Source organism: Streptomyces sp. NPDC046925 (assembly GCF_040644915.1).
Taxonomy (GTDB): Bacteria; Actinomycetota; Actinomycetes; order Streptomycetales; family Streptomycetaceae; genus Streptomyces.
In genome coordinates this window covers 557,840-571,190 of record NZ_JBEYWZ010000002.1, presented here as the reverse complement: position 1 = coordinate 571,190, position 13,351 = coordinate 557,840, and the positions used below count along the sequence as shown (strand labels likewise).

Below are 13,351 nucleotides of genomic sequence, written 5' to 3'. Positions count from 1 at the left end.
GGCGCGGCCGGTGCGGTGTCAGGGTGGCGGGCCGCCCGGGACGCGGTGCCTGACGCGGCGAGGGCCCTGGGTGTCCCGGGGCCCTCGCCGCGTCTCGGTGTCCGGTCCGTGCGGGATCGACGGTCAGTAGATGTTGGCCTCCACCGCCGGGCCGTCGCCCCGCGTGCCGTTGATCTGGGCCCGCAGCGAGATCTCGTCGTAGACGCGGAACTCCCGCACGATGCGGCCGTCCTGGATCAGGAACTGGGAGACGCCGAGCACCGTCACCGGCTGGTTGGTCAGCTGTCCGAAGTCCGGCGTGCCCCGGTAGGTGCCGTGCATGGTCCAGGTGACGGCCACCCGCAGGCCGGCGTAGCGCGGCGAGAAGTTGGTCTGCACGTCCCGGACCTCGAACCGGGCGTCTGGGAAGGCGGCGACCATGGCCATCAGGTCGCTCTGGTAGCGCTCGGGACGGATGACGGTCCGGTCGCCGATCGTGTGCAGGAAGAGGTCACGCGTCATGAAGTCGTTGACCTTCTGCAACCGGCGCTGAGTCCAGACCTCGTCCATGAACTCCAGGACCATCTCGCACTCGGGCCGGTACTCGTCGGGCCGCGGCCCGCTGACGCCGGCCAGCAGGACGTCCTTCGGCGCCTCCTCGGTCATCGACCCGCTGTATCCCTGGAACCGCAGGGCGCGTGCCGCCTCGTCGGGGTCGATGCCGCTCTGCAGGCAGGTGGCGAGCTCGTCGCGCACCACCCACTCCTCGACCATCCGGCCGCGGCGGTAGAGACAGTTGGCGACGGTGCGCTTGCGGATGCGGATGTTGCGCCCGTCGACCAGGTGCTCGTCGGCGGAGAAGACGAGGTGCGAGCTGAGGAACGCGTCGTTGCCGCGCGCCTCCCACACCACGTCCTCGGCCTGGCCGATGTGGCCGGGCGTGCTGCCCATCCGCATCGTCGTGCCCTCGATCACGCCGTCGCGGCCCACCACGGTGCCCAGGCTGGTGTGGACGATCGAGTCCGGCTCGTAGTTGTCGACGATGTAGGAGATGTCCCGGTTGACCCAGATGCGGTCGGTGACCTCGCGGATGAAGTCGTCGGGGTCCTTGTAGGGGAGGTAGGCGGCGGGGTCGAGCGTCATGAGGGGTGCCTTTCTCGATCTGTTGATCTGTCGATCTGTCGGTCCGCGCGAAGTGCATGTGTATGCGTATGCATGCGAAGTGCGGGGGAGTGACGGGGGGCGGTCAGGAGGTGAACTTGTCCGCACCCAGGTGGGTCCGGTACGTCTCGGTCATGAACGTGCTCACGACCACGAGGGCCAGGAGCGCGGCGGCCGCGAGGTAGACCCACACGGCGTAGATCGTGTCGAAGCTGTTCACGAGCAGGGCGGCGACGAACGGCGTGATGCCCATGAAGATGGAGAACGAGCTGTTGTACGCGATGGCGCTCGCGCTGAACCGGCTGCGCGTCGCGAAGAGTTCGGCCGTGCAGACGGTGACGATGCCGGTCAGGAAGAACTCCGGGACGATGTAGATCAGTTGACTGGCCACGGCCGCCCCGAAGGTGCCGCCCTCGCCGACCCGGAAGGCCAGCGGCACCAGGACGATGCATGCGACGGCGCCGGTGATCAGCATCGGTTTGCGGCCGATCCGGTCCGAGATGGCACCGGCCAGCGGCAGCAGCGGGATGAGCACGGCCACGGAGATCGCGTTGGAGGCCAGGGCCATCCAGCGGGGCAGGCCCAGCGTGCCGGTCAGGTACTCGGGATAGAACGTGACCCAGCTGTAGGACAGGATCGCGAGCATGATGGAGACGCCGCAGTAGGCGAGGATCGGCCGCCACTGCGTGCGCAGCGCGTCCCGGATCGGGGCCTTGACGACGTCGGCGCCGTCCTCCGTGGCGCGGACGAACTCGGGCGATTCCTCGATGCGTCCCCGCAGCCAGATCCCGACCGCGCTCAGCGGCAGCGCGAGCAGGAACGGGATGCGCCATCCCCACGAGTCCAGGGCGGGGCCCTGGAAGACCCAGCTGGTGAGCGCGGCGGTGCCGGCGCCGGCCAGGATGCCGGCGAAACAGCTGTTGGAGGCGTACGAGGCGTAGTAGCCGCGGCGGTTGGGCTCCGCCCACTCCACGATGAACGCCACCGCTCCCACGTACTCCCCGCCCGAGACCATGCCCTGGATGACGCGCAGGAACAGCAGGAGCAGGGGTGCCAGGATCCCGATCTGCTGGTACGTGGGCAGGGCGCCGATCATGGCGGTGGCCACACCCATGAGCACGATGGTCCACAGCAGCGTCTTCTTGCGGCCCACCCGGTCGCCCCAGCGGCCGACGAGGGTGCCGCCCAGCGGGCGGAACAGGCAGGCGATGGCGATGATCGCGTATGTGCTGAGGACGGCCACGGCCTGGTTGCTCTGCGGAAAGAAGGCGGGGGCCAGGACCGGCGCCATGTAGCCGTAGAGGCCGTAGTCGAACTGTTCGACGAAGTTTCCGATGCTTCCCGCGCCGATGGCTCGGCGTATCGCATTCCGCTTCTCCGCCTCGGTCCCCGTGGGGCCGGCTGCGGTGGTGGGCGGCGCTACAGCGGACATGGCTTCTCCGTTCGCGCGGTTTCAAGGTTATGCATACGTATGAACTTCCGCCGAACACTAAGGAGCGCGACGGAGGCCGTCAAGAGGTGGAGTGATGCATTCCGTGGGGCATTGCGAAGGGCATTCCGGCAGGCATCCCGGCGGCGTGTCCGGGCACGGCCCACCCGGCTCCTGGCGGGGCATGGCAGGAGCCGGACGCGGCCGTACGACATCACGCGCGAGGGCCTTGTCCCCCGCCCGGCACGGGCGCCGCGAGGGACCGGAAGGTGTCCATCAGGACATGGGCCATGTTGTAGAGCACCAGCTGTGCCCCGCCCCGCTCGGCGGCCCTTGCCGCCTCCGTGCCCGGCGCGATGGCCATCACCGACCGGCCCGCCGCACGGGTCGCCCCGTGAGCCGCAGCGACCAGCGCGTCGACCTTCTTCTGGCCCGGAAAGGCGCAGTCCGCCGCCAGATCGGCGGGGCCCACCAGGACCGCGTCCACCCCCTCCGTCGCGGCGATCTCCGGCGCGGCGGCGCAGGCCCGCTCCGTCTCGATCATCACCACCACCAGGGCGTCGCGGGACGCGGCGACATGGTCGGCCGCCGTGACCGTGCCGAAGCGGCCCGCTCTGCTGTACGTCGCGAAGCCCCGCGTCCCCAGGGGCGGGTAGTGGACCGAGGCCACCGCCCGCCGCGCGTCCTGCGCGTCGTCGACATGCGGATGGATGATCCCCGCGGCTCCCAGGTCCAGGCAGCGCAGGGCGAGCGCGGGCTCGGACGTCCCCACGCGCACCAGGACGTCGATGCCCTGGGCCGCCGCGGCCGTCAGATGGTGCTGGAGGAGCGCCGTGTCGGCAGGACCGTGCTCGCAGTCGATGACCACATAGTCCAGGCCCGCGACCCCCGCCATCTCCACCAGGGTTTCCGAGGGGAGCCGCAATAGCGCGCCGTACAACCGCTCACCGGCGGCGAGCCGTTCCTTGAGCGAACGGCGTTCCGTGTGCGGGCCGGGGGGACGGCGTTCCGCTGCTCCCGCCGTCACCGCGCGACCATCCCCGCCGAGAGGTCGATGTCGGCGCCGCAGAGCCCCGGCATCCGCAGCATCGCGCTGACCGCCGTGCCGACCTCGTCCTCGGTGACCATCCGGCCGAGCGCCGAGCGCGACACGAACGCCTCCTCGGCCTGCGCGTAACTGCCGCCGGTGCGCTCGGCTTCCAGGCGGAAGTTCCGCTCCATCCGGGGGCCCGAGACGGGCCCGGGCGAGAGGGAGTTGACCGTGACCCCCGAGGGGCCGACCTCGCCCGCCAGGGTGGTGGTCAGTCCGATGACCGCCATCTTGGACGCGCAGTAGGGGGTGCGCCGCAGCAGAGGGCGCTTGCCCGACACGGAGGCGATGTTGATGACATCGCCCGCGCCCCGTGCCGTCATGGCGGGCAGGAAGGCGCGGCACATCAGGAACACGCCGCGCACGTTCACGTCGAACACCTCGTCCCAGTCGCGGGCCGAGATCTCGGTCAGGGGCGCCACCGGCCCGGCGATTCCGGCGTTGTTGACGAGGATCGAGATCTCCTCGTCCGCGAGAGATTCCGCCAGGGCCTCGACGTCCGCGGGCCGCGACACGTCGCAGACCCGGTGTTCGACGCCGGGGCCAAGACGCGACGCGGTCTCCTTCAGGGCCTGTTCGTTGCGACCGGTGATCACCACCCGGGCCCCGTCCGCGAGCAGGGAGCGGGTGATGGCGGCGCCGAGTCCGCTGCCGCCCCCGCTGACCAGCGCGGTGCGTCCGGCCAGTGCTGCCGTGGGGCCGCTCATGCGGTCGCCTCGTCGTTCCAGGGCAGCGTGGCGTCGCCGTACTTGGCCGCGCGGACATCGCCGGAGCGGGCGTGCCCCTCGAACAACTCGACGCGTGCCGCGCGCCCGCACACCTCGCCGAGCAGCGCCGACGAGGAGGTGTCGGTGACCTCCTGGTAGGTGACGGTCTTGAGGTACTTGCCCACCCACAGGCCGCCGGTGTAGCGCGCGGCCCCGCGGGTCGGCAGGACGTGGTTGGTGCCGATGACCTTGTCCCCGTAGGAGACGCAGGTGCCTTCGCCGAGGAAGAGCGCGCCGTAGTCACGCATCTTGTCCAGCGCCTGACGCGGGTTCTCCGTGAGGACCTCGACGTGCTCGCTGGCGTAGGAGTCCGCGATCTCGAAGGCCTCGTCCAGCGAGTCCGCCACGACGATCTCGCCGTGGTCGCGCCAGGCGGGCCCGGCGAAGTCCTTGGTGGGCATGCCGGGCAGCAGCCGCTCGATGTGGCGCTCGACCTCCCGGCCCAGGTCCTCGGACGTGGTGACGAGCACCGCGGGGGAGTCCGGGCCGTGCTCGGCCTGCGAGAGGAGGTCGACGGCGACCACGAACGGGTCGGCGTTCTCGTCGGCGATCACCAGGATCTCCGTCGGGCCCGCGAACAGGTCGATGCCGACCTCGCCGAACAACTGGCGCTTGGCCTCGGCGACGTACGCGTTGCCGGGCCCCGCGATCAGCGGCACGCGACCGACCGTCTCGGTGCCGATGGCCAGGGCGGCCACGGCCTGGACGCCGCCCAGGAGGTAGAGCTCGTCGACCCCGGCCAGATGCATGGCCGCGACCGTCGCCGCGGGGATCTCGCCCCGGATCGGCGGGGTGCAGGCTGCGACGCGCTCCACGCCCGCCACCTTCGCCGTCACGATCGTCATGTGCGCCGACGCGGTCAGCGGGTAGCGCCCGCCGGGTATGTAGGCGCCGGCGCCGGCGACGGGAACGTGCCGGTGACCTAGGCGGACGCCGGGCAGGGTCTCGATCTCCACGTCGTGCAGCGAATCGCGCTGGGCCCGGGCGAACGTGCGCACCTGCTGCTGGACGAAGCGGATGTCCTCCAGGACCGTTTCCGGCACATCGGCGACGATCTTCCTGATCTCGTCCGGGGAGAGCCGGAAGGACTCCGGGCTCCAGCCGTCGAACTTCTCGGAGTACTGGCGGACCGCTTCGTCACCCCGCTCGCGGATGTCGTCGAGGATGGCGCTGACGCGGTCCGCGACATCGGCGCGGGCGGCGCTGACCGTGCCGGCGGGGACGGGGGACTTGAGGAATCGAGGCATGACGGCTCTTTTCTCAGGGGTTCTGGGGGTTCTGGGCTTTGGGTTCTGGAGGGCTGGAGGTTCAGGCGTCAGGGCGTCGGGAGCACCGCAGGACCCGGTTGACGCACCCGCCCGAGCAGGTCGCGCAGCGCGCCGGAGACCGCGGAGGGCTGCTGCCAGGGCAGGAGATGGCCCGCGTCCGGGACCTCGCGCAGTTCGGCATCCGGCAGCGCATCCGCGATGGCCCGGTGGAAGTCCGGCGGGCACAGCGCGTCCCGGGTCCCGGACAGGACCACGGCCGGACACCGGGCGCCGCGCAGTGCGTCGATCGCGTCCCGGCGAGTCGACTGGGCGGCCAGTTGGGCGCGCGCGGCCCGGGGGCCCACGGCGTGTGCCATGCGCCGGTAGCGCTCCGCCGGTCCGCTCGGCGGACGGGGAGTGGGGAACATGCCGGGCAGGGTCTGTTCGACGACGTCCGCGAACCGCCCGTCGCCGATCAGGCCGTCCATCGCACGCCAGGCCGCGTACTGCCCGGGGCGCGGCGCGCCCGCGTTCGTCGACATGACGCAGAGTCCGGCGACCCGCTCCGGGGAGCGTCGCAGCGCCTCGAACGCGACGATGGCGCCCAGGCTGAGCCCGACCACGGCGAACGGGCCGGACACACGGGACAGCAGGTCGTCGGCCAGGGCCCCGATGTCCGGCTTCGCCAGTTCGAGGTGCAGGACCGGGTGGCCTTCGGGGAAGTCCACCTCCGCCCACAGGTCCGGGCCGCACAGCATGCCGGGGACCACCACCAGCGGCAGCGGTCGCGGCGCTTGGGTGCGGGGCATGGCGGTCACCAGCGGCGCGCGGAGCGGGGGAGCAGGGCGTAGGGGGCCACGTAACCGTTGTGGTCGATGCCCAGGCCCGCGTCGGCGGCGGCCTTGGAGACTTCCTCGTCCCACTCCAGGCGGACGCGGCCGTCACCCGAGTTGACGACCATGACGTCGCCGCGCTCGTCGCCGACGTTGCGCAGGGTGCGCCAGGCGTCCTGCGGCACGGAGAGCATGTCGCGCGGGCCCAGCCGTACGGAGACGGGGTCGGTGCGGTTGAGGGTGACCTCCCACAGGCCGTCCTTGACGATCAGCGTCTGCGTCTCCTGCTGGCGGTGCAGGGAGACGCCCTGACCCGGTTCGGCGCGCAGCCAGGCGACGTTGTGGCCGTGCGGGTTGAAGATCCGGGGCTCCTGGTGCAGGTCCTCGGTCATGCCGTAACCGATGACGCAGCTCAGCCGGACGCCGCCGCCCGGCAGGGTGCTGTCGAGGAAGGGCCGCTCGGACCAGGCCAGTTCGTCGCCGGCCGCCACCCGGCGCTTCATGTCGTCGACGCCGTAGTGGCGAAGGCGGTCGATGTACTCGCGGGTCATCGGCTCGGTCAGCTCGGTGCCGGGCGGGATCTCGTCACCGGCGACCGTGTCGATCAGCTGGTTGTCGGCGGTCAGGTACAGGCCGTGGCCCTCGGCCTCGCGCAGCACCGAAGGACCCCAGATGATGCCGCCCGTGTGGTCGTGGCCGAGGACGGTGAACATCCAGCCGTCGTCCGGACCGGTGTTGGTGAAGCCGCGGAAGATCCAGGTGGGGATGGAGGCGATGTCCCCGGCCTTGAGCGTCAGTTCCCCCTCGGTGCCGTCGGCGCCCCAGCGCAGGAGGTACTCGCCCTCGGTGCAGACGAACACCTCGGCCGTGTAGTGCAGGTGGAGATTGTTGGTGATGCCGTGGGGCATGGCGGCCGCACCGATGTTGTAGCCGTGCGGCAGGCGCAGGTTGACGTGCTGACCTGCGGCCTGCGAGACGCCGGGCCCGATCATCGCGTAGTTCTCCTTCCGGTCCGAGCCCGGCGTACGGCAGTCGATGAAGGCCTGGTTGCAGGAGACGAAGTCGCTGCGGCGGACCGTGCGGCGCCCCAGCTCGGCGGTGGACACGACGACGTCAGGCATGGCTGCTCCCTCGAATGGAATACGTATGCATTCCCATGACAGGCCCTGCGTTCTGTGATGTCAAGGGGTCACGTGGTGCGGGTTGCGGGCGTAGGGTGCGCGGGACTTGCGTCAGAGCACTGCGAGGAGGTGTGCAGGCGTGACCGCCTGACCGCTTGCGGGTCGTGCGGACCGCTGCCGCTCCCCGGGGCTGTGGCGCGGGTCGCGATCGCGTACGTGCATCGCGCATGCCCACCCGTCCGGGCCTGCGCAACATACGTATACTGAAGAACCGGACGCCGGGATGGCGCACCGGTCGACGAGGAGAGGGCCGATGGCGATCACGAGTCACGACGTGGCGAGGCTGGCCGGCGTATCGCAGCCGACCGTCTCCCGCGCCCTGAGGGACGACCGCCGGGTGTCCGCGGCGACCCGCGAGAAGGTCCGCCAGGCGGCACAGGCACTGAACTACGTGCCCAGCGAAGCGGGCCGCACCCTGTCGACCCGGTCCACCCGGCGGATCGGAGTGATCGTCACCGACCTGACGAACCCCTTCTATCCGCATGTCATCGCCCCTCTGCACGACGAGCTCCAGGCCCTGGGCTACCGGATGATGCTCCTGACCGAACGCTCCGACGAGGCGGTGGCCGAGGAGAAGCTCCTCGACCAGTCCCTGGACGGCGTGGTGCTCGCGACGGCCACCACCGACTCCGCCCTGCCGGCGCAGCTCGACCGCCGCGGCATGCCCTACGTCTTCCTCAACCGCGAGACGGGCCGCCGCGGCGACTATGCCTCCGTGGTCGACAACGAGGGCGGCGGACGCCTGGTCGCCCACACGCTCGCCGAGCTCGGACACCGGCGGATCGCCGGCATCTTCGGCGCGGCGAACACGACGACCGGACGCGACCGCGAGCTGGGCTTCCGCCTCGCCCTGGCCGACGCGGGCATCGGACTGCCCGAGGACCGGGTGGCGCGCGGCGCCTTCGAGTACGAGACCGGCTACCAGGCGCTGCCCCGGCTGCTCGACGCGGCGCAGACCCCCACGGCGGTCTTCTGCGGCAACGACGTGGTCGCCATCGGTGCCCTGAACGCGGCCCTCGCGGCCGGTGTCCGGGTCCCCGACGATCTGACCGTGATCGGCTTCGACGACCTGCCCATGGCGTCCTGGGAGGTGTTCCGGCTGACCACGGTCCGCCACGACCTGCGGGACCTCTCGCGTCAGGCGGCGCGCCTGCTCGTACGGCGCATCGACGGCGACGCCGACCCCGACGGCGAACGCCTCGTCCTGCCGACCGAGTTCGTGCCGCGGGCCACGCACGCCCGGCTCCCCTGACGCCTCATCCCTGACGCCTCACCCCTGACCGGCCGCCACGGCCGGCCGGTCGCCGTGCCGCCGCTGCCGCAGCACGCCCACGGTGACCAGGACCGCGGCCAGGGCCAGGGAGAGCCACAGTTCGAGACGGTGACCGGGCAGCACCGCCATCAGTACGAGCACCCCGGCGATGAAGGCGATCGTGGCGAGGGTCAGATAGGGGAACGCCCACATCCGCACCTCGCCCGCCTGCGGCTCCTTGCGCCGCGTCGCGTACTGGGTGATGGCGATGACCATGTACATCATCAGCGCGATGGCTCCGCTGGACGCGATGAGGTATGTGAAGACGCTCGGCAGAAGGTAGTTGGCGATCACCGCGGCGACGCCGATGACGGTCGAGGCGAGCACCGCGTTACGGGGCACACCGGCCGCCGATGTGGCGGCGAGGGCCGCGGGGGCGTCCTGGCGGCGGGCGAGGGAGAACGCCATGCGCGAGGCGGTGTAGATGGCCGAGTTGAGACAGCTGCTCACCGCCACGACGAGCACCACGTCCATGATCAGCCCGGCGCCCGGGATGTTCATCCGGTCGAGGACCGCCTGGTAGGAGCCGTCGGCAAGAGCGTCGGAGTTCCACGGCACCAGGCTGACCACGACGAAGATCGAGCCGACGTAGAAGAGTCCCAGGCGCCACACGACGGCACGGACGGCCTTCTTGATGTTCTTCTTCGGCTCCTCGGACTCGGCGGCGGCGATCGTGACGATCTCGCTGCCCTGGAAGCTGAACATCGCCGTGAGCAGTCCGGCGAGCACGGCGATCCCGCCGTTGGGCGCGAACCCGCCCTCGCTCCACAGATGCGAGACGCCCCGGGCGTCCGAGCCGGGCAGGACCCCGAAGATCGCGAGCGCGCCCAGCACGAGGAAGGCGATGATCGCGACGACCTTCAGGAGGGCGAACCAGTACTCGAACTCGCCGTAGTTGCGGACGGCGAGCAGATTGCTGCCCGCGAGCAGGGCGATCATGGCGAGCGCCGGAATCCAGCTCGGCACCGACGTAAGACCCGCGATGACCTCGCCCGCGGCGATGGCCTCGATGGGAATGACCAGGATGTAGAACCACCAGTAGAGCCAGCCGATGGAGAACCCGGCCCACCGGCCCAGGGCGCGGTCCGCGTAGGTGGAGAACGAGCCGGTGTCGGGGTTGGCGACGGCCATCTCCCCGAGCATCTGCATGACGAGCACCACCAGGGCGGCGGCCAGCAGGAAGGAGATCAGAACGGCAGGACCGGCGGCCGCGACGGCGGTCGACGAGCCGACGAACAGGCCGGCTCCGATCACGCCGCCGATGGAGATCATGGTGATCTGACGGCCCTTGAGGCCCTGTTGGAGCGCGGGGCCCGCGGTCGGGGGCGCCGGTTCGAGCGTGGGGTGGTGCATGGGGAGATCCTCGGGGGAGTGGGGGCGCGGGGTGCCCCAGGTACAGGACGGTACTCACTCGTCCCGGGCGTTCGACCGGGGGCGGCCCGGGCGTTCGACACCGGCGTCGGCCCGGGCGCCGGTCGCGGACGGAGCGCGGTGCTCCCGGCGCCGGGACCCCCCACCCCCGGCCCGATGCGGTACGGGGGCGGGGCCGGCCGGGGACGGGGCCGGTCGGGGGCGGGGTCCGGGATCAGAGCTGCTCGCGCAGCGCTTCCGGGATCGCGTCGAACGCTCCGGAGGTGCGGCCGATCCGGTCGATCCGGATCGTGGCGGTCGCACCGTGGGCGGCGAGGCCCTCGAAGGCGGAGATCCGTTCGACGGCGGGTGCCAGAGACGCCGTACCCTCCTTGACCGCCCGCTGGTACGTGAGCGGCTTGAGGAAGCGGGAGACGGAGAGCCCCGCGTTGTAGCGGGCCGTCTTGCCGGTCGGCAGCACATGGTTCGTGCCGGCGATGCCCTTGTCGGAGTAGGCGACGGTGGACCACGGGCCCAGGAAGACCGAGCCGTAGTTGGCGAGGTTCTGCAGGTAGAAGTCGTCGTCCTCCGTCTGGATCTCCAGGTGCTCGGGGCCCAGGATGTCCGACACGGCGACGGCCTGGTCCCGGTCGCGCACGACGACGACAGAGCCGAAGTCGCGCCAGGCCGGGCCTGCGATGTCGCGGGTGGCGAGGGTTTCGAGCTGCCGGTCCATCTCGGCGACGACCGCCCGGCCCAACTTCTCCGAGGTGGTGATCAGTGCGGCCGGGGAGTTCGGGCCGTGCTCGGCCTGGCCCAGCAGGTCCGCGGCGACCCAGACCGGGTCGGCGGTGTCGTCGGCGATGACGGCCACCTCGGAGGGGCCCGCGAGCAGGTCGATGCCGACCTGCCCGAAGAGCTGCCGCTTGGCCTCCGTGACGAAGGCGTTGCCCGCACCGACCAGCATGTCGACGGGGGCCTCGCCCAGGAGGCCGAACGCCATCGCGCCCAGGGCCTGGACACCGCCGACGGCGAAGACACGGTCGGCGCGGGAGAGGTAGGCGCCATAGAGCACGGCCGGGTGGGCGCCGTGCTCGCCCGACGGCGGGGTGCACGCCACCACGGTGGGCACGCCGGCCGTCTTGGCGACGCCCACGGTCATGAAGGCGCTGGCCAGGAGCGGGAAGCGGCCTGCGGGGAGGTAGGCGCCGACCCGCGACACCGGGACGTAGCGCTGTCCGCCCGCCACTCCGGGGGCGAGCTCGATCTCGAAGTCGGTCAGGTGCTCGCGCTGCGCGGAGGCGAAGCGGTGCGTGCGCTCGTAGCCCATCTCCAGGGCGGTACGGACGTCGGCGGGCAGGGCGTCGCCCGACTTCTTGAGCTCATTCGCCCCGATCTCGAGCTCGCCGGACCAGCCGTCAAGCTCCTTGCCGTAGGCGCGGACGGCGTCCATGCCCTTGGTCTCGATCTCCTTCAGCATCTGGGAGACGCGCTCGACCACCTTGGGGTCGCGCTGGGCGGGGGGACCGTCGACCTCCGGCTTCTTCAGCCACTGGAAGGGAGCGAGGGTCTTCTGTTCGTCGTGCGTGATCTGCATATGCGGGACGGTAGACGCGGCTGTGCCACAGGACTAGAGGGGCGATTCCTGCGGCTGGCACAGGGTTTTCCTGTAGGTCTTTCTGGTCTTTGCGGGCCCCCGTGTCAGGCCAGCAGCCCGCTGCCGATCTCCCGGAGGGTGTCCTCGGCGAGGCGGGCGAGTTCGCGGGTGGCGCGGGAGAGGGGGTGGCCGCGGCGTCTGACGAGCGCGATGGTGTCGTAGAGGGGTTCGGCGAAGGGCGCGGTGTGCAGTCCGGCGGGGAAGGTGGGACTGTCGATGACCGCCCGGCTCGCGATAGTGTCGCCGACGCCCGCCGCCGCCAACTTCAGTGCGGCTTCCACGTGTTCGAGCTCGATCAGGGGATCGATACGGGCTCCGGCGAGCTGGGCGCGTTCGGCGAGCTGGCGCCGGGTCGGGTCCTTCCAGCCGTAGTGCGCGTCGTACAGGACGAGCGGCGCGCGGGAGAACGCCTCGATGGTCACGGGGGCGCTGGTGCGCTCGGCGCTCGCGCTGACGAAGAACACCTCGTCCCGCATGAGGGGCGTGATGGCGAGCCCTTCGTCGTCGATGGGCAGAATGACGAGGCCCGCTTCGATCTGCCCCGCCGCGACGGCCAGGGCGGTCTCGGCCGAGTTCTGGCCCACGAGCCGCACGCGTACGGCCGGATACCGGGCGTGGAACATCTGGACGAGGTTGGAGAGCAGGTAATAGTCGGCGTTGCGCAGCACTCCGAAGGTGGCGGTGCCGCCGCCCAGCGATCCTAGGGAGTGCACGGCCCGCGTCCCGCTGTCGGCCGCCGCCACCGACTCCTGGGCGTACGGCAGCAGTTCGCGCCCCGCCGCGGTCAGTGTCAGGGTGCGGCTGCCGCGCTGGAACAGCTCCGCGTCGAGCTCCGTCTCCAGGCGGCGGACCAGCTCGGAGGCGGATGCCTGGGCGATGTCCATGGCCTGCGCGGCAGCGGTGAAGGAACCGAGCCGTTCGGCTTCGACGAAGGCCCGCAGCTGATTGAGAGTCATGCCGGGCGGTCCATCCGGAGGAGCGCCGAGAGGCGGCTGTGGCTGTTACTGCGTGCGGGGGCGGGGAGGAAGCTGGTCGGGTGCATACCTGCACCCTAGGAACTGACGAGGCGGCGCCGGCGCCGAGGTAGGCGGGGGCGCGCGGCAATGCGGAGAAGTCCCGCCAATCGGGCGGGCGTGCCCTGCTTTCCGGTATGGCGGTATGGCTTCGGTCCGGGGGAGTGGCGCCTCTGGACACTGAGGGCCGAATCAGGCGGGAGGGCGGTGAACGGTGGACGATCACAGGGCTCGGACCCGGGCGCCCGTCGAACCTGGCCACCCGCGACCCGGCCGCTTTGCCCCGGGCACAGGACGCCCACAGCCACACGGCCATCGCGGACTGTCTCTCA

The 13,351-nt window shown here is 71.2% G+C and carries 11 protein-coding genes; 1 reads left to right on the top strand and 10 read right to left on the bottom strand.

The window, feature by feature from the left end; translation table 11 throughout:
• Positions 1-123 precede the first annotated feature (123 nt).
• The 7 genes from ABZ906_RS08980 to ABZ906_RS08950 form a co-directional block, all read right to left on the bottom strand.
• Positions 124-1,122, bottom strand: a complete 999-nt coding sequence (locus tag ABZ906_RS08980) for an ester cyclase (RefSeq protein ID WP_361190368.1) — start codon at positions 1,120-1,122, stop codon at positions 124-126.
• Between the two features lie 103 nt (positions 1,123-1,225).
• Complete coding sequence (locus tag ABZ906_RS08975) at positions 1,226-2,572, bottom strand: MFS transporter (RefSeq protein WP_361190364.1); 1,347 nt, start codon at positions 2,570-2,572, stop codon at positions 1,226-1,228.
• A gap of 211 nt (positions 2,573-2,783) precedes the next feature.
• Positions 2,784-3,596, bottom strand: coding sequence for an aldolase/citrate lyase family protein (locus ABZ906_RS08970; protein WP_361379402.1), 813 nt, complete (start codon positions 3,594-3,596; stop codon positions 2,784-2,786).
• Positions 3,593-4,366, bottom strand: coding sequence for an SDR family oxidoreductase (locus tag ABZ906_RS08965; protein ID WP_361379399.1), 774 nt, complete (start codon positions 4,364-4,366; stop codon positions 3,593-3,595). Before ABZ906_RS08965 ends, ABZ906_RS08970 begins: the two co-directional genes overlap by 4 nt.
• Positions 4,363-5,673 (bottom strand): histidinol dehydrogenase, encoded by a 1,311-nt coding sequence (gene hisD, locus ABZ906_RS08960; protein WP_361379396.1) that lies wholly within the window; start codon positions 5,671-5,673, stop codon positions 4,363-4,365. Before hisD (ABZ906_RS08960) ends, ABZ906_RS08965 begins: the two co-directional genes overlap by 4 nt.
• Positions 5,674-5,741: 68 nt before the next feature.
• Positions 5,742-6,482, bottom strand: a complete 741-nt coding sequence (locus ABZ906_RS08955) for an alpha/beta fold hydrolase (RefSeq protein ID WP_361379393.1) — start codon at positions 6,480-6,482, stop codon at positions 5,742-5,744.
• Positions 6,483-6,487: 5 nt separating this feature from the next.
• Positions 6,488-7,627 carry a cupin domain-containing protein gene (locus tag ABZ906_RS08950; protein ID WP_361379390.1) on the bottom strand — a complete coding sequence of 380 codons (1,140 nt, stop codon included), beginning with the start codon at positions 7,625-7,627 and terminating at the stop codon, positions 6,488-6,490.
• A gap of 313 nt (positions 7,628-7,940) precedes the next feature.
• Here ABZ906_RS08950 and ABZ906_RS08945 point away from each other — a divergent pair, with 313 nt between their 5' ends.
• Entirely contained in the window at positions 7,941-8,939 is a 999-nt protein-coding gene (locus ABZ906_RS08945; protein ID WP_361190348.1) for a LacI family DNA-binding transcriptional regulator, read from the top strand.
• An 18-nt stretch (positions 8,940-8,957) separates the two neighbouring features.
• Here the strand turns inward: ABZ906_RS08945 and ABZ906_RS08940 are convergent, their stop codons facing one another.
• The 3 genes from ABZ906_RS08940 to ABZ906_RS08930 all read right to left on the bottom strand — a co-directional run bounded on the left by ABZ906_RS08940 (position 8,958) and on the right by ABZ906_RS08930 (position 12,962).
• On the bottom strand, positions 8,958-10,352 hold the full coding sequence (locus ABZ906_RS08940) for an amino acid permease (protein ID WP_361379387.1): 1,395 nt from the start codon (positions 10,350-10,352) through the stop codon (positions 8,958-8,960).
• Between the two features lie 232 nt (positions 10,353-10,584).
• A complete protein-coding gene (hisD, locus tag ABZ906_RS08935; protein WP_361379384.1) occupies positions 10,585-11,946 on the bottom strand; it encodes a histidinol dehydrogenase in 1,362 nt (453 codons plus the stop codon).
• Positions 11,947-12,050: 104 nt separating this feature from the next.
• Positions 12,051-12,962: a LysR family transcriptional regulator gene (locus tag ABZ906_RS08930; RefSeq protein WP_361379381.1), complete on the bottom strand. Its 912-nt coding sequence runs from the start codon at positions 12,960-12,962 to the stop codon at positions 12,051-12,053.
• Positions 12,963-13,351 lie beyond the last annotated feature (389 nt).